The 18,113-nt window shown below is 39.4% G+C and carries 12 protein-coding genes and 2 tRNA genes; 9 read left to right on the top strand and 5 right to left on the bottom strand.

What is annotated here, in order from left to right:
- Positions 1-125: 125 nt before the first annotated feature.
- Positions 126-201, top strand: a tRNA-Thr gene (locus AAGU76_RS15570).
- Positions 202-439: 238 nt separating this feature from the next.
- Here the strand turns inward: AAGU76_RS15570 and AAGU76_RS15565 are convergent.
- Positions 440-1,669: a helix-turn-helix domain-containing protein gene (locus AAGU76_RS15565; protein WP_342486446.1), complete on the bottom strand. Its 1,230-nt coding sequence runs from the start codon at positions 1,667-1,669 to the stop codon at positions 440-442.
- A gap of 163 nt (positions 1,670-1,832) precedes the next feature.
- Between AAGU76_RS15565 and AAGU76_RS15560 the strand changes: the two genes are divergently transcribed.
- The 6 genes from AAGU76_RS15560 (at position 1,833) to AAGU76_RS15535 (ending at position 11,056) form a co-directional block, all read left to right on the top strand.
- Positions 1,833-3,215 carry an MFS transporter gene (locus tag AAGU76_RS15560; protein ID WP_342486445.1) on the top strand — a complete coding sequence of 461 codons (1,383 nt, stop codon included), beginning with the start codon at positions 1,833-1,835 and terminating at the stop codon, positions 3,213-3,215.
- Between the two features lie 100 nt (positions 3,216-3,315).
- Positions 3,316-5,247 carry an aldehyde ferredoxin oxidoreductase family protein gene (locus tag AAGU76_RS15555; RefSeq protein WP_342486444.1) on the top strand — a complete coding sequence of 644 codons (1,932 nt, stop codon included), beginning with the start codon at positions 3,316-3,318 and terminating at the stop codon, positions 5,245-5,247.
- Between the two features lie 254 nt (positions 5,248-5,501).
- Positions 5,502-6,863 (top strand): MFS transporter, encoded by a 1,362-nt coding sequence (locus AAGU76_RS15550; RefSeq protein ID WP_342486443.1) that lies wholly within the window; start codon positions 5,502-5,504, stop codon positions 6,861-6,863.
- Positions 6,864-6,900: 37 nt separating this feature from the next.
- The gene (locus AAGU76_RS15545; protein ID WP_342486442.1) at positions 6,901-7,113 is read left to right on the top strand and encodes a MoaD/ThiS family protein; all 213 of its coding nucleotides are present in this window, start codon (positions 6,901-6,903) and stop codon (positions 7,111-7,113) included.
- A 162-nt stretch (positions 7,114-7,275) separates the two neighbouring features.
- The gene (locus AAGU76_RS15540) at positions 7,276-8,472 is read left to right on the top strand and encodes a class I SAM-dependent rRNA methyltransferase (protein ID WP_342486441.1); all 1,197 of its coding nucleotides are present in this window, start codon (positions 7,276-7,278) and stop codon (positions 8,470-8,472) included.
- 280 nt (positions 8,473-8,752) lie between these two features.
- Complete coding sequence (locus tag AAGU76_RS15535; protein ID WP_342486440.1) at positions 8,753-11,056, top strand: ATP-binding protein; 2,304 nt, start codon at positions 8,753-8,755, stop codon at positions 11,054-11,056.
- 20 nt (positions 11,057-11,076) lie between these two features.
- Here AAGU76_RS15535 and AAGU76_RS15530 read toward each other — a convergent pair.
- Both AAGU76_RS15530 and AAGU76_RS15525 read right to left on the bottom strand, forming a co-directional pair.
- Positions 11,077-11,147 (bottom strand) — tRNA-Gly (locus tag AAGU76_RS15530).
- A gap of 129 nt (positions 11,148-11,276) precedes the next feature.
- Positions 11,277-13,511 carry a UvrD-helicase domain-containing protein gene (locus AAGU76_RS15525; RefSeq protein WP_342486439.1) on the bottom strand — a complete coding sequence of 745 codons (2,235 nt, stop codon included), beginning with the start codon at positions 13,509-13,511 and terminating at the stop codon, positions 11,277-11,279.
- Positions 13,512-13,800: 289 nt separating this feature from the next.
- Between AAGU76_RS15525 and AAGU76_RS15520 the strand changes: the two genes are divergently transcribed.
- Both AAGU76_RS15520 and serS read left to right on the top strand, forming a co-directional pair.
- Entirely contained in the window at positions 13,801-14,355 is a 555-nt protein-coding gene (locus AAGU76_RS15520) for an XRE family transcriptional regulator (protein ID WP_342486438.1), read from the top strand.
- 166 nt (positions 14,356-14,521) lie between these two features.
- Entirely contained in the window at positions 14,522-15,793 is a 1,272-nt protein-coding gene (serS, locus tag AAGU76_RS15515) for a serine--tRNA ligase (RefSeq protein WP_342486437.1), read from the top strand.
- A 387-nt stretch (positions 15,794-16,180) separates the two neighbouring features.
- Here the strand turns inward: serS and AAGU76_RS15510 are convergent, their stop codons facing one another.
- Positions 16,181-17,494, bottom strand: a complete 1,314-nt coding sequence (locus AAGU76_RS15510) for a hypothetical protein (RefSeq protein WP_342486436.1) — start codon at positions 17,492-17,494, stop codon at positions 16,181-16,183.
- A complete protein-coding gene (locus AAGU76_RS15505) occupies positions 17,494-18,081 on the bottom strand; it encodes an RNA polymerase sigma factor (protein ID WP_342486435.1) in 588 nt (195 codons plus the stop codon). Before AAGU76_RS15505 ends, AAGU76_RS15510 begins: the two co-directional genes overlap by 1 nt.
- Positions 18,082-18,113 lie beyond the last annotated feature (32 nt).

The following is an 18,113-nucleotide window of genomic DNA, read 5'->3' as shown; positions in this document are numbered from 1 at the left end:
AATATATGAAGCAAATTTCGCGTTGTTACGACATAATTTCCCGGGAAATACCACTATAAAAAATTGGTTAAAATAATATTTTTGTATTTACAAATGATTCAAAAAGTATTAAATTATATATATGTGCTGCCGTGGCTCAGCAGGTAGAGCGACGCACTCGTAATGCGTAGGTCGCCGGTTCGATTCCGGCCGGTAGCTCCATCTAAAAAATATAAGATACTGAGTTTATTGTGTTTTGTAATAAGTGTTAATTACTAAACACAATAAACTCAGTATCTTTAATCAATTTTAGGCACAAAAAAACGCTGTTACCATGTTATTGGAAAATTTTAAAGATTGCTCCAATTATTCTTCTTATTATGGCAGTATAAGTTTATAAGGGATTAGTATAGATTGAGACTAGAAAAAATTAAACAGTGTAATACTTGCTTCCGAAACATCATATCAATGTTCCGGATTTTTTTATCCAATCTGAAACACAATAAGAAATATATATCTTAGAAAAATATTCTCCAATAACTCTTTCAGGGCCTATGAGTTCAAAAATGTTTTTCATTCGATAATTCATAGTGTTTCTATGAATATGAAGAATTTGAGCAGACAAATTAATATTGCATCCGCATAAATAGTATTGGATGATGGTCATGCAATATTCACTGCCCGTCTTTTCATCATGGTCGCTCAATTTTCTGAATGTAGGACTTATATAACCTTCAAGTTCGCACACCTCATGTTTTGACAACAAATGGTACAACATATAGTCGTTAAATTCATAAACTGTTCTTTCAGGGTCGACTATTTTTCCAACTTTAAGCGTCTCTTTTGCTTGAATGAAATATTTTGGCACATCAGTCAAATGACGAAACATCTGGCTTACTCCGACGCTTAAGTTAAGCTTCTTAAGCACATCGCGAATATAACCAAGCTGTTTTCTTTTGTTCTCCCTGTTTGTGCTGTTAAATAACATAACTATATCGCCGTCATATTCTATTGCTTGGATAATAAACGGTGATGAAATGGAAAGCTTCTGCATGAATAATGGATGAAAAAATTTTCCATTGTTCTTTTTGGGAACTTCCACATATAAAACATACAGTTCATCTTTTAAGAGCCAATTGGCAGATTTAATTCTATCATTGAGATATGTCTTTTTCAGTTCCTTTTGTGTTAGCAGATCAAAAAGTAAGTTTTCGGAGATTGTTTCTGTCACAATATTATTTTTAACTTTATCAAGTTCAAGCAATACACCTAGGCTATCAGCAAACATATCAGTTAATTCAGCGTCTTCCATTGTCAATTTGTGATTGCATTCTAAAATAATTACAAAACCGAGACACCGGTTGCTCTTAGTCACTCTCCTAATGATACGTGGAATATGTGTTCCAAAGCTTTTGCTGAATATATGAGCTTTGTCCAAATTATTGACAATATCTGCAGTTTCACGATAAAAGCTATCTATTGAATTGGCGTTGCAGCACCCATGGGTCTCTGCTTCCTTCCAAAGAGGATCATCGACTTTTTTGTCGCTAGCCAGTGAGATAATTTTAAAGGATTCATTTGTCAGCATTATAGGATTATCCAACATATTGCAGCTGGTCCATATGAACTCTTCGATGCTGCAATTTGATGTAATCAGCTTATAAAAAATTTCCATAGCTTTTAAATTCATTTGAAACACCCCTTTTATGCTTTTTGCACAAACAGAAAAATAATATTTAAACAATAATACATTGTACATTTGCATTTGTCAATATATGATATACGTAATTGAAATCAGTAAAAATGCGCATTTTAACTGAAATAAATAAAATTGCTGTTTCAGGAGGAATCACATGAAAAAGAAATTGAAACCAACTTTAAACAATGGAACTATTATTGGCTACGGTATGAGTACTCAGTTTGTAAATACTTTCTATTTGATGCTTGTAGCGTACTTCCTTATGTACTTTCTTACTAATGTCCTGGGTGTAAGTACATTGCTGGCTGCCACAATTTACACCATCACCCAGTGGGCAAAAGTTGTAATGATGATATTTGCCGGTGTTATAGTAGATGCAGTATCTTTAAAATCTGGTAAATACCGTCCATGGATGCTTATTGGTTCATCGGTTTTGCTGATATCACTTCCGCTTATGTATACAAACTTCGGTCTCAATCAGAATGCCGCTTCCGCAGTATTTGTTGTTTTTTACATAATTCATATAATAGCTTATAGCTTGTTATGGACAGCACAGAGAAGCATTGTGGGTCCCATGAGCAAAAATTCTGCTGATGTTATTTCACTTACAACCGCAGCTCAGTTCGGCACATCTCTGGGCAGTGTCTTATACGGCCTTGCAGGAACTGCCATTCTTGGATTCTTTGCTAAAAATGGTCAGGAATACGCACTGACAGCCATTGTTTACTGTTTGCTTATTCTGGGTGGAAACATCTACATGTATCTCACCACCAAGGACTATGATGTTTCAGAGACAGATTCCAAAAATTCAAAATTTAAAAAAACAGAGAGAGTCGGATTTATAGAAATGTTTAAATCACTTAAAGGCCCAATGATTCCTTACTTTATCGCTATGGTATTCGGTTCTGCGCAATCGGGATTTTTCTTTGCACTCCTTGCTTATTATACAAAATATGTCCTCAACAATCCTGCAGCATTGGGAATGTCACTTACGCTAGGCGGAATTTTCAGTGTAGCAGGAACGTTTGCAGTTCGGCCTCTATGCAATAAAATTGGACAAAAAAAGACCTACATTATATCAACATTCTTGAGTGCCATACTGTATGTTTTAATCGCATATCTAGGCAATACAACAGTTCCTTTCCTTATCCTCAGAACAGCAGTTTCGTTCATGGGAGTATTTTCGGGAGCTCTTCTCCCAGCTTTTGCAAACGATATCGCTGATTACAATGAAATGAACGGCGAAAAACCGGCCAGAGGGTTTATCCAGTCCATTGCAGGAACTACAGTTAAGTTTGGTTCGATGATCTCAACAGCAGTTGCTTCCTTCGGGCTTGCGGCTATTGGATTTTCAGCAAAAACAGTACCTACGGCAGAAGTGCTGAGCGGCATGACAAGACTTATGGCCATAGGCCCGGCAGTCGTATGCCTGATTGCCTGTGTAATATTCCTGTTTTATAAAGTAGATGAAAATGAACTCGATAAATTCAGGGAAGACAAAGCAAAAAAAGCCGAAGCTGCAGCAGAAAACGCATAGTCTTTATATTTTGAAATATAAATAGATTTTGCAAATTCAGTGCTGATCTTTTCAATAATATCAGTATAAGAATAATTCAAGTCAAAAAGGAGATTAACATATGCAAGAAAATAAAATCATGTATGGATATGCAGGTAAGATGCTTTTTGTTGACTTAGGTACAGGCATATTGACCGAAGAGCCTTTGACTATTGAAATGGCAAAGAATTACCTTAGCGGCTACGGTATAGGCGCTAAAATTATGCTGGACCGCATGAAAGCTAATGCAGATCCGCTGGGTCCGGATAATATTCTTGGATTTACAACGGGTGTCCTCAATGGCACATCTGCAGCCATAGGGGGTAGATATACAGTCGTATGTAAATCTCCGGTGTCAAATACTTTCAATGATGCAAATTCCGGAGGAGACTTTGGAGCCGAGTTGAAAAAGGCTGGCTTCGATGCAGTTTTCTTTACAGGCATATCGCAAAAACCAACATATTTATATATTAATGATGGTAAGGCTGAGTTAAAAGATGCAACGCATTTATGGGGACAGGACTGTAAAGAAATATGGGATTCCATAAAAGAAGAAACAGGCGAGTCCAAAGTGAAAATCGCAGCAATCGGACCTGCAGGTGAAAATCTCAGCATGTATGCATGCATTATCAATGATGGCTTTCGAGCAGCAGGAAGAGGTGGCTGTGGAACGGTAATGGGTTCAAAAAAATTAAAGGCTATAGCTGTCAAAGGCACAGGAAAAATAGAAGTGGCTGATAAAGAAAAACTGAAGTCATTAAATAAGGAATTGCTATTTGCACTCAAAGGTTCTGAAAAGACACCACTTGGTCCATACATCAAGAACTTCAGAGCATACGGTACAGGATGTGATAACAGGCAAAGCGCATTGGGAGGAGATTCTCCCGTAAAAAATTGGAGCGGAGTTGGCATAACGGATTTTGGAGAAGAAAATGCCAATAAGGTTGATATTAGTACTTTTGATGAAAAGTACAACATTAAAAAATATGCTTGCAACAGCTGTATTTTGGGCTGCGGAGCTATATACGAGGTCAATAGCGGCAAGTGGCCTATAGGCGCCACAGAAAGACCAGAATACGAGACTTTTGCAGCGTTTGGTATTAATTGTCTGAATTCAGATGTTGAAGCTATATTCAAGTGCAATGAGATTTGCAACAGAGCCGGTATGGATGTCATCTCAGCCGGTTCAACAATTGCCTGGGCTATGGAATGCTATGAACATGGAGTTCTTACAGCTGAAGAACTGGATGGTATAAAGCCAACCTGGGGCAATGCAGAGGCCATAGTTGAGCTTACGGAAAAAATAGCTAAAAATGATGGCTGCGGTAAATTCCTATCATTAGGTCAAAAAGGAGCAGCAGAGAAACTGGGTAAGGGGTTTGAATTTCTCACGGTTTGCAAAGGAATAGAACCTGCAATGCATGATGGCAGAAGACCGACAGCGCTGGGTTATTCACGTATGTATCAATTTGATCCTACACCGGGGCGCCATGTTAAGGGAGGTGCAAAAACTAAACCAATAGACGATCTAAAGTATAAGACAATGGACATATCAAAAATTGAAAAATTTTCTGATATGCCGAACATTGCAAGGGTGGCTTATCAGGAGATGATGAATGCTGCAGGTGTGTGTATGTTCTCAAATATGGTATATCCCGGAAACTGGATGAATGAGGCTATTTCTGCAGTGACCGGATTTGAAATCTATCCGTCAAAATCATTCTATATGGGTTTGAGATTCTTTATGCTGCGCCATGGATTCAACATCAGAGAGGGTTTTCTGCGAAAGGATTTTGACATGTCGCCACGACTTTTAGGTCAACCTCCGCTTCCCTGCGGACCAAACGGAGGTGTTGTGGTTGATAACAAACTAATGGGAGATTTGTTCTTTGAGGGGCTTGGCTGTGATGTGGAAACAGGTGTCCCAAGCAGGGAAATACTTGAGAAGATAGGAGCTCTTGATGATGTAATGGAAATAATCTATGGCAGTGAAACACTACAGGAAAATGCATAACTGACCTTAACTTATTGCAGTCATTGCTTAATAATCCCTTGTCCATAATGGACAAGGGGTTGTTAAGCAATATTGTGTTTATAGCCATCCTAAGAAGTAAGTAATATTAAACTTGATTGATTGCACAGTTCAAAGTATATTATAATTGTAATAAGTATCACTGGTTTTGACCTTTATAATAACTAACCCTCACGAATAAGGTCTATAGAAAGACAAGAGCGTTGTTACAATATTTATGAAATTGAGGTGTTCTAATGAACAATAACAAGCTGACTAACAAGACCATATACTCATATGGATTAGGGGAGTTTGGTTTCAATTTTTTCAATCTTCTTGTAGCATATTACCTGCTGATATTTCTAACAAATATTCAAAAGTTTCCTGTAACACAGGCAGCAGCCATATATTCGACGGTTCAGTGGTTTGAAGCCATTGCAGCGTTGTGTTGCGGAATATTAGTAGACAGGGTTAATTTTAAAACCGGAAAGTATTGGCCCTGGTTGATAATAGGCAGTTCCATCTGTTCTGTCAGCACCGTGTTGTTTTTTTCCAAGTTTGACGTTGGTAAAGATCTGTCTGTTGTGCTATTCCTGGTTTTCTATCTCCTCGCATATTTCGGGTATGATTTTATGTGGGTAGCCTACAGGTCCCTTCTAGGAGTGATAGGTAAGGATTCTGTTGAAACAGTTTCACTTTCTGTCGGAGCTTCACAACTTGGGACAATAGCAGGAATAATCTTTAGCTATTTGGGAGTCAAATTGCTTGGTGATTTTTCTGATTCAGCAACCGGTTATACTGCATCAGCTGCGGTATATGGATTTATCATGTTAATTTCTATGTTAATCGTCGCAAGAGTGGCAAAACCATACGACAAGGTTGAAAATTTTTCAGTTAATAAGAATAATTCAAAATTGTCTTTCAAAGAGATTCTTAAAACAATAAATGGACCAATTATTCCATTTATTGTTTCGCAGATATTCAGATACGCTTCCTCTACATTGCTTTTCACCTTGATAGTATATCATTTCAAGTATTTTATAGGAAATGAAACAATTATGAGTTCATATATTTTGATATACACGGTTTTTCAGTTCATTGGATTCTTTGCAGTGAAATTCTTTGTAAAAAGGTTTGACAAGCTTGCTATATACAATGTTTCCACTCTTATTGCATCTGCTTTGACAGTGTTGATATTTCTGTTTTCAGAGAGAATTTTGGTTTTTATGCTTCTTTTGTCCGTTTACAGTTTTGTTTATAGTTTTGGAGCAGCACTATATATGCCGTTTATCACCGATATCGCAGATTACAATGAAATTGACCGCAATATCAGTGGCAGAGCCTTTTCATATTCGATAGGGTCTTCCTGTATGCATTTTGCTTCTGTACTGGGAGCCTCAATCGCATCATTCGGACTTTCAGCGATTGGCTACAATCAGTCTCTGCCTGTGCAGCCACAAGACGTGGCATATGGAATTTCAGCGTTAACTTTTTTGGGATCAGCTGCGTTAACGGCCATAAGCGTCATTCCGATGTATTTTTATAAACTTAATGGAAAAATAATGAAAGATATCTATAAGAAGAAAGAAGGATTATATTATACGAAACAGCTTGGGTAATGTTGTTCAATTTGTTGAAGCATGGAAGAGAGGTATTATGGAGATAGAAATTAGACTGTACACAGGAATGTTCAAAAGCATGCGGATGATCCTGGATAATGAAGTTGAAATTGTTGATGTTTTAGATAAAGTCGGAGTAAAAAAAGAAGAAGTTGAATTTGTTACAGTTAACGGATGCTGCAAGGAACTGGATGAGAGGATAAAGGATGGAGATATATTGACAATTTTTCCTCCTCTTGCCGGCGGATAATAAGCAAGAAGTAGATGTCTTTAAACAGTTTAATTTAAAGCTTTACATTTACTAACATTTATTCTACAATAATACTGAATTTATGAAAACGGAAATACTGGATTTGCATTAGGATCATGGTATTATAGCTAATCACAGTATTTTTTATTATAAGGAGAACATATGGCAACAGTAACATTGAAAAAAGGTGAAGGAAGGACCCTGAATGCCGGAGGCGCATGGGTCTTTGACAACGAAATAGACAAAATAGAAGGAAGCTTTGAAAACGGAGACATTGTAAAGGTTGAAGCCTTCAACGGCTATTTTCTTGGAAGCGGCTTCATAAACACCAATTCTAAAATCACCATCAGGATAATGAGCAGAAATAAGAACCAGGAAGTAGATGATGATTTCATTGAACAGCGTGTAAGAGACTGCATCAGCTACAGAAAGCACACAATTGATATGTCAAGCTGCCGCCTGATCTTCGGTGAGGCAGACTTTCTTCCTGGAATCGTGGTTGACAAGTATTCTGATATCCTGGTGGTACAGTCTCTTGCTCTGGGAATCGACAGGCTTAAGCTTAAGATTATTGACATGCTTAAGAAGGTGCTGGCTGAAGAGGGTATGAACATAAGGGGCGTCTATGAAAGAAGCGACGCAAAAGTGCGTCTTAAGGAAGGTATGGACCTTGCGACCGGATTCATAGGGGATCCTTTTGACACAAAGGTTCAGATTGTGGAAAACGGAGTGAAATACTTTGTTGATGTGGAAAAAGGGCAGAAGACAGGGTTTTTCCTTGACCAGAAAATGAACAGGGCTGCCATTCATCCACTTTGCAAAGATGCAAAAGTTCTTGACTGCTTCACACACACAGGATCCTTTGCTCTCAATGCAGGCATAGCTGGTGCAAAGAATGTTTTAGGCGTTGATGCCTCAGAGCTTGGAATAAATGAAGCAGAAGAAAATGCAAAGCTGAACGGTCTTGAGGACAGGGTTAGGTTCATGGTTGCAGATGTGTTCGATCTTTTGCCGCAGCTTGAGCAAAAGGGCGAGAAGTTTGATGTGGTTGTACTTGATCCTCCTGCATTCACCAAATCGAGGGAATCCCTTAAGAAGGCAATTAAGGGATACAAGGAAATAAATCTTCGCGGAATGAAGCTCGTAGAAGACGGAGGTTACCTGGTAACATGCTCCTGTTCACACTTCATGACACCGGAGCTGTTTGCGAATACCATAGGCCTGGCTGCAAAGGATGCAAAGAAAAGGCTGAGACAGGTGGAATACAGGACGCAGTCCTCTGACCATCCTATACTTTGGGCTGCCGATGAGTCCTACTACCTGAAATTCTATATCTTCCAGGTATGCGAAGAAAAATAATGAGGGAACTGTTGCATTAAGTGTGTTTCTGTCATCTTTCGGTCTATAGCCCTCAGAATGACACGATAATAATCATCACTAATGCAAAAGTCCCTTTTTTCATGCGCAGATTTTGAATGAATATCACTGGTTTAAATGTGGGAAAATTTATGCTATAATAAATAATAAATGAAGCAAAGACTTCCGCCTTTGCCTCGATGTATTTATAGAATCGGTGAAAACAAGCCGATTGCTGTGCACTGATGTTGTGGCATAGTGGATACTATATTGGAGGGCTGCGATGGAAAGAATATTGAAGGAATTCGGTGACAGACCGTTTCTGCTGGTCAGTGAAGGTGTTGTAACAGAAACAAATGACATGTTCCTGAGTATTACCGGCTATTCATCCAAAGAGGTGGTAGGGCAGAAACTTGAATATATAGGGGGGCTGCTCAGGGTTAATTACCAGCTTAGCCTGGAGCAACTCAAGGGAAGGCAGAGATGCTACATATTCGACAGATATCTTGAATCAATAGAGGTAACGGTGGAGTGTGTTCAGATTGATACAGCACTAAAGGCAATATTTTTCGACAGCAGGGTGAACAACAGGTACAACAAGACCTTCAGTATTATAAGCAAAATGTACACAGACAAGAATACAGGAGTTGTGGTTTTAGGATGCCCAGAAATGATCATACTGAAAACAAACAGAGAGTACCTGAATATGCTTGATGAGCCGTTCAACCGGAAAGCAGCGGCTATGGGAATGAAATTAAATGAAATTATTACAGGCTACGGGCAAAGCAACCTCCAGGAAATGTTTTGCAGGGTCATCAGTACAGGCAATGCTTATTTCCAGGAGGAATACGAACAATTTCACTATCAGCGCGGCGTTACATACTGGAATCTTTCCATGGTTCCGCTTCATGAGCACAACAAGGTCAAGTACATAATTATGTCCATACTGGATGTGACTAGAAGGGTACTGGAAAGAAACGCCATTGTACAGAAGAACAAGGAGCTTGAAGCCATATTCGAAAATATGTCAGACGGGTTGTTCATATTTGACAAAGAAGGTACTTACATAAGAATGAACAAGAAAGCCAGGGAATTCGTATACAACCCTGAAACCTTCAGAAAGGTGGGAGATACGCTGGCACATACGCGCTATGCTGACTTGTCCGGTAAAAACATAAAGCTGGAGGATATGCCAATTCCGAGAATCATACGAGGTGAGACTGTAAACAACTTCTACTTTACCAGGGTCAGCCCTGACGGGGTTTTCCATTACTGCGCAAACGGTTCACCCATATATGACGAATATGGAAACATCAATAAGGGAATTTTGCTTTTGAAGGATGACTCAGACAGATTGAAGTATGAGGAAAATCTGTACATCCAGACCCAGTATTACATGCTCAACAGGATAATCACCAGCATGAACCTTGGAATACTAAGGATATCATATCCTGAATTTAACATTGTTGACATCAACACTATGTTCTACGACTTGCTTCGGGATAAACACAACGGCATGTTTACTATTTCAGAAATGCACGGGAAAAACATATTCCAATGCCTGAACCTGCAGGAAGGTAACCCTGAATACGAGCAGCTCATCAAAGTTATACTCAAAACAAAGCAAAACAGCACACATACACTTATAGTCAGGTTCAACGTTAAGGGGGAAGAGAAGCACTTTAAATTGGTTTTTGAACCGCTTTTCAAACTCAACAATGAAATTGCCGAGATAGTGATGCTATGTGTTGATATCACAAACGAGATAGCAGCAAAGGAACAAGCTGAGGAAACGTTGAAGACAGAAGAAGAATTTTTCATTAACATCACCCATGAGCTAAAAACTCCGTTGAACGTCATATTCAGCGCAAATCAGCTCATGAACATACAGTTTGGACGTGGGCTGTCTGAAGATAACATGGAGTCCTTCAGGAGAAATATGGACATCATAAAACAAAACTGCTATCGCCTTACAAAGCTGGTCAACAACATCGTTGACCTATCAAAGCTTCAATCCGGACACATGACCATGAACCTTGAAGATGTAAATGTTGTTGGACTTGTAAAAAACATTGTGAAGTCAGTTTCGGAATACGTGGAGGGAAAGGGATTAACTGTTGAATTCTGTTCCGAAGCAGAGGAAAGGATTATTGCTGTTGATCCTTATAAAATCGAAAGGGTTATCCTCAATCTTATTTCAAATGCAATTAAGTTTTCAGACAAGGGAAGCAAGATTGAAGTATCAGTGATTAACAATGAAGAAACCGTTGAAATTATAGTCAGGGACAACGGCGTGGGAATAGATAAGAATCAGCTGGACATGATTTTTGAAAGATTTCACCAGGTAGACAAGACCCTCTCAAGGAATGCTGAAGGAAGTGGAGTGGGATTGTCCCTTGTCAAGTCAATAGTTGAAAAACACCACGGAGAAATAAGCGTTGAAAGCAAGGTGGGGGAAGGCAGTACGTTCAGAATAAAACTTCCGCCAAGGGTGATTGGTAAGCAGGCAGAACATGTAAGCAACAATTTGCAGCACAGTAAAATTGAGATGATCAACATTGAATTTTCCGACATTTATTCACTTTGATACATTCAAGACACAATAAAAGCGGGTGATGGGAATCGAACCCACACAGCCGGCTTGGGAAGCCGGAACTCTGCCACTAAGCTACACCCGCATACGCTAGTCATAATTATATGACTTTGCGGGCAAAAAATCAAGACATTAAAAGCAATAATTGTCAAATTTGTTACTGGAAAAGTACAAGCCGCCTTAAAGGCGGCTGCATTTGTTTTAACATATTTGATTATGCAAGATATCTTGTGATTTTTCCGGTATGATACAGCGACAGTCTGTGAAGAGCCCTGGTGCAGGCAATGTACAAAAGCTTCTTGTCATAATCGGTTTTGTAGTTTCTGCTGTTGGTCTCATAAATCATTACAGCGTCAAATTCCAGCCCTTTAGCCATGTATACGGGCACTATTATTGTTCCTGTGAGACTCTGCTCGCTTAAATAGTCCACAAGCTTCGCATCTGTTTTGCCAGCAATCCTGAAGTAAAGCTCGGAAGCTTCCTTCCTGTTCTTGCATATAACAGCAATTGTGTTTAAATCCTGCGATTTGTATTTTTCAATGTCCCTTACAATTTTGTCATCCATATCTTCTGAATCGGAACATTTGATTACCTCAGGTTCATCTTCATTTCGTCTGAAAAACTCTGTGTATGTTCCCTCGTCCAGCAGCCTTGAGCTGAACCGGCTTATTTCGTACGAGCTTCTGTAGCTTTTGTTTAGAAAAATTTTGTTGCTTTTCTCAAAATCAAAAATTGATATGATATCATCATAAATGGAAACATTGCTTTTTTTCTCCACTGACTGGTTCACATCGCCCACTACCGTAAAGCGGGCTTCTCTGAACAGGTTTTTCAGCAAATAGTAGTGAAGCTGGAAGTAATCCTGAGCTTCATCGACGATGACCTGCTTAATGCTGCCGAAGGAGTCGCATCCTTCTGCCCTTACTTTCAGATACATTAGCCCGATTCCATCAGCGTATGGAATATTGAATCGGTCATTTATCGTCTTGTTTGTGAATTCTATTATTTTATCTATATTTTCAGGCAGCACTAAGCCTCTTGAAACAGCATCGAATATTTTTCTGTTGCTGAAAAGGGTTTTGTACAGCTGGTAGCAGTCGAATTCCGTGAACTTCCTTATCCTTTCCATGATTGAAGAGGTTTCCCTTGCAGCAAGCACTCTGGTGAAGGACTTGGATTCGAATTCATGCTGGTTGAGTTTAACAACGGCTTTTTCGATTTTGCTGCGGCGTACAGTCTTTCTTTCATGAAGCTTTTCAATCAGCCTGTTTTCGATTATTTTCAGTTTCTTTGCAGTAGGCATGTTCAACCTGCCGTTTAATAAGAATGCCTTGAGAAGCTGCTTGTTTTCAATTATTTCCCCGTTGAAGTAGACATCTTCAAAAGGTATCATCCTGTGCTCAAAGTAATGTACAAAACGGTCCAGTATTTCCCTGAATGTATTGGAGCCCTTGAATTCGTTGTAAGACCTTAAAAAGTCTCGCTCATCCTCTGTTTCGGCACATATGATATTTTCAAAGTTCTCGCTTTTTGTCTTAACCGAAAGACTGTTGTCATAAAGCTTAAAAAATATGTTTTCAAAGGTGTATTCGTTTATGTTGTCTTCTCCAAGTTCCGGAAGAACGTTGGAAATGTACTTTGAAAACAGCGGGTTCGGAGAAATTACAATTATATTGTTTGCTGAAAGCTTAACATTGAGGCCCTGGTACATGAGATAGGCAATTCTGTGAAGCGCTACCGATGACTTGCCGCTTCCGGCAACTCCCTGGACCACCAGAAGGTCATTTTCCAGGTCTCTTATTATGAGGTCCTGCTGCTTCTGAATAGTTTCAACAATTGTCTTCATCTTGGAAGTCATGTTCTTTGAAAGGGCTTCCATAAGCATTTCATCAAGAATGTTGATGTTGCTGTCAAAAAAGTATTCCATTTCTCCCTTTGTAATTTTGTACTGCCTCTTAAGGGTAACAACCCCTTTTATGGTTCCGGCCGGGGCCTTGTATTCCACGGGACCGGGTTCGTTTCTGTAGTACACGCTTGATATGGGAGCACGCCAATCGTAGATTTTTATATCATGAGTTTCCTCATCCATGAGATTGAAAAGCCCTATATAAATCTTTTCTGTGTCATCATAACCTTCCTCGGTGAAATCAATCCTTGCAAAGTAAGGGCTGTCAAGCATTTTTTCATACTTTACAATACGCTTTGCAAGCTCAGTATAGCTGAAGGTTTGATTGTGCAAGGCGCTTAAATACTGGTTCAGGTCAGACAGCTTGTCGAAATCCGCTGATGAATGCGTAGTATTTTCCCACATTTCCTTCCTGGATGCAATCAAATCAGCCTTCTGCTCCTCGAGTTTGTCGTTTTCCACAGCAAGTTTATATTTTAACAGGTTGATGATTTCCTCTAGGTATTCTGCTTCTTCCAAATATTTGTCTTTATATTCGATCATTCTATATCCCCTTTGAACATGCACAAATATTAAAAAATCATAAAAATATTTAATAGTCTATTATATCATATTATGCATTATATGAAAAGGATTAATTAAAATTGCATTGTTTATTATAAAATGCTAATTAATTATAAATAAAAAAGTGCATGCTTCGTTTTCAACAGTTTCTATAATTCTTAAGTTCTTGTAATAGTAATTTTTTACATAATTTTTAAATATTTACGTGACACAATTTGTATTTAGTGTATAATATTTGTAGCACTAATATTATAATGAGGGTACTAAATTGATAGGAGAAAAGATTAGAAGCATAAGGAAAAGCAAAAATTTAACAATTGTTGAGCTGTCTGAGCAAATAGATGTAACCTCGGGGTATATTTCTCAGATAGAAAGAGACCTGATATCACCTTCGCTTTCAGTATTGAAGAGACTTTCTGAAGCCCTGGAGGTTCCTTTATCAGCCTTGTTTCTTGAGGAAGCTGACGAAAAGGTTGTAAGAATTCAGGAGGGTGAAAGAACAAAGGTGAAACCAGGCAATGCCAACGTAGAATTTGAGTTTATCACTCCGGTTTTAGAAAAGTCAGACAGGAACCTGGGGCTTGAGGCATTCCTGTTTAAAGTCAATCCTAAAACATGGGTCAGCAAAAGCACTGTAGTGCACAATGCAAAAGAATGCATCTATGTAATCAAGGGAAAGCTCGACTGTCATGTGGGCGATAAGGTGTATACCGTTTCAAAGGGGGACAGCATATGTGTTCCTGAAAACAACGGACACATGATTTTCAACAGCTATGACGAAGAAACAGAAGCGCTTTGCATATTATCACCTGCAGTTCATTAACCTCTAATGAATGATACCACAATGGTCAGGTGGGCAATGCGTCTGCATAACGCGCTGACAAAGCTCCCGGCCTAGCAGGGAGCTTTTAATATACCAGGGGTAGTCACAGCGGAACGTTTACGGTCGGACATTACCCTGTCAGAGCTGAACAGCTATAGGAGGCAACATGTTAGATATCAAACGAATAAGATATAACGCAAAAGAAGTTGAAGAACTGCTTAAAAGAAGAAACCCGGATTTATGTCTTGATGGTGTTGCAGAGCTTGACAAGCTAAGAAGAGCGAAATTAATGGATGCAGAAACCATGAAGTCTGAACATAACAGGGTCTCCAGACAGGTTCCGCATTTAAAGGTGAGAGGAGAGGATGTTTCACAGATATTGGGGGAAATGAAAACACTGTCTGAAAAAATCAAAGAAACCGAAGATGAAATAAAGAAAATTGACATTAAGATAAATGAAGAACTCTTAAATCTTCCAAATATTCCGAATCAAGATATTCCAGTCGGTGAAAACGATAAGGGCAATCGGGAAGTAAGACGATGGGGAGAGCCCAGGACATTAGACTTTGAGCCGCAGGCTCACTGGGACATAGGAGCAAGGCTGGAAATTTTAGATTTTGAAAGAGCTGGCAAAATTACAGGCCCGCGTTTTGCTATGTTCAAAGCGCATGGAGCCAGGCTGGAAAGATCCCTGATATCATTCATGCTTGACAAACACACTATCGATCATGGATTTACAGAAATTATACCGCCTCTCATGGTTAACAGAAACAGCATGGTAGGAACGGGGCAGCTTCCTAAATTTGAGGATGACATGTTCAAGCTTGACCAAAAGAATTATTATCTTATACCTACGGCAGAGGTTCCTGTAACCAACATCTACAGAGATGAAATTTTAGACGCTTCGCAGCTTCCCATGTACATGACAGCATACACTCCTTGTTTCAGAGCTGAGGCTGGTTCTTCAGGCAGAGATACCAGGGGGCTTATCAGAAACCATCAGTTTGACAAGGTTGAAATGGTAGTCTATGCCTTACCGGATGATTCCTACAAACAGCTGGAGGAGTTAACCGGATTTGCAGAAGAAATTTTGAAGGAGCTTAATCTTCCATACAGGGTAGTAGAACTATGCACAGGGGACTTGGGCTTCAGCTCAGCAAAGACTTATGACCTGGAGGTCTGGATGCCCAGTTACAACCGCTACGTTGAAATATCATCATGTTCAAACTTCGAGGATTATCAATCAAGAAGGGCAAACATCAGGTTCAAGCCTGAATCAGGCAAAAAGCCTGAATTCATTCATACACTAAATGGATCAGGCCTTGCGGTTGGAAGAACATTTGCAGCAATTCTGGAAAACTACCAGAATGAAGACGGCAGCGTGACGGTGCCTGAGGTTCTGAGGCCGTACATGAGAGGACTTGAAAGAATCGAGTAATAAAAAAAAGGCAGTTGAACTGCCGTAAACTATTGACAAACGTTTAAAACATGTCTGTCATCAGATTTATATGAATTGAGCTTTCATTTTAGTTGAAATTCAATAAAAAAATGATTATAATATAAGGTAGTAGCCGAAGTCACTGCTTACCAGGCCAGACTTCATGCTATTATGCAAAGTATAGTCCCAAAAGGGGCTGTATTTTTTTTATGCTTCTCATAGTATTTTGCACCCCATAATCATCAAGATTGAAACTCCAAGCAACTTGAATTCAATTAATTCATAGTCGTCTGCAAATCTTTCGCAAAATCTTCTTAACATCTTAAATCCTTTCTTTTATATATTACACAGTGCATTTGTAGTAATGCACTGTGATAGTAACATTGACTATATGGTCTCAACCTTCTTGTTGTTTGATTTGACATTGCTTTTGTCTGTGTTTTTGCCGCCGTTGTTCCCGTTGCTGCTGCTTTTGCTCCCGGAGTTGTTGCCGGAATTGCTGCTTCCTGAATTCCCGTTGTTTTTTTTATCGGCTGAAGGATTTTCCTTGTCAGCCTTATTTGATTTGCTTGCAGATTTTTCATCAGAGTCTTCTTCAGGAACAATGCTTCCTGAGGGTTCACCGTCATCCGGATTGTTGGCATAATCTGTTTGCGTGTTTTCTTCTGCGACGTATTCGTAGCTGTTGTCGTTAGAAGTTTCATCTGAAGGAACAACTTCAGCTTCAGTTCCGGTTGATTCTTCTTCTTCTGCTTCATAACCAGTTTCTGGTTTGTCATCTTTCTGAGGCGGTGTAAGGTCATCTTTTTTCACAGGTATATAGGTCTCGTGATCTTTTGACTCCTCAATATTTTTTGAAACAGGATTCTCTGAGAAGCTGATTGGTTCAGACTGGCTGTTTTCCTTAGCCTTCACCGGGTCAGCCGTGCTGCCGGCATCTGTACTTCCGGATTGTTTGCTGATCTCTGAGACCGGATCCCTGAAGTAAATTTTCATAAGCTCTTCCATAGACATCCTTGACAGTGTTTCAGCGCTGTAGGAATGTTTCAAATCAGTACGCAGGATGTTGTTTATGAGATTCATTTTTCCCACAGATATGCTGTACTTCTTTGCCGCTTCAGAGTTGTCAGTGTTTTTTTCAAACAACTGGGTAAAAATCTCCGGTCTAAGGCCCTGGCTGTACAAGCCCTCCAATGCTGTTCCGCTTAAGGTGTGAAGCATGTATCCGGCCTTTTGAATGTTTTCGCTTTCGACAGACAGCATTAGTGAGATGTTTCCGTTTTTCAGGAACCCAAGTTTAACCATTGAGCTCAAAATATCATCCACTGCAAGGATGAAATCCTTGTTCATGAGATCGAGCCCTTCAATCATTTCTTCCGACTCCTTGCTGAATGTCCTGACACCTATTACCTTATTCTGTCTGTTTGTTACTATTTCAATGCTGTGCTGCGCATCGACGGAAATGATGCTGTTAGGCATTCTGCACATGAAAATCCAGAATGAAATACAAATCAATACTACCAATGAACAGGCAGCTGCTGTCAGTTTCCGCAGGTGCGGACGGGCGACTTCCTGCTGTCTTGTTATGTAATCATGCTCACACATTCTTTCCACAGGCATGCTTGCCAATTTCTCAAAATCCAAAGACGGTGCTTCGTTAACAGCCCTCATAATTGATTTTTCAATTTCCGATTTCTTCATCAGCTCATCTCCTGTCCTGAAAGATGTTTTTTGAGTTTTTTCAATCCCCGGTGGTACTTTGAAAGTTCGGTGGAAAGGGGGATACCAAGGCTGTCTGCGATTTCGTGGTGGGCTAGCCCTGAAACTGCATGAAGCATGATTATTTGTCTTTCCTGATCATTCAATATATTAAAGGTTGCCTGCATAACCAGCTTGTCGTCGTAGTTGGTCATGTAAGAAAATGATATGCTGTTTTCCATGTCAACCATATTCACGTTATCTGAACGCTTTATTAATCTTAGTCTGCTTATCGACAAATTTCGCGCTATGGTGAAAATCCAAGCCATGGGTTTACCCATTGGCTTGTACAGGTGTGCTGCTCCGCGGATTTTCAGGTATGTATCCTGAACCACATCGAGTGCATCGTCATGGTTTTTAAGAATTGAAAGTACGAATGCATATACGCTTTTTTCGGTTATCCTGTAAAGCTGCTCGAATGCGGCCATGTCATTTTCGGCAATTCTTTCAAATAAAGATTCATCTATAGTCAGTTTGTTGTTATGCTTGGAATATGGGTTTTGCTGCTTTACCATACTCAGAACCATCATCTCACCCCATCTTTTTATTAACGCACATGAAC

The sequence above is a fragment of the Sedimentibacter sp. genome (genome assembly GCF_038562225.1).
Lineage (GTDB): Bacteria > Bacillota > Clostridia > Tissierellales > Sedimentibacteraceae > Sedimentibacter.
The sequence above is the reverse complement of the archived record's forward strand: the minus strand, read 5'-3'. Positions and strand labels throughout refer to the sequence as shown.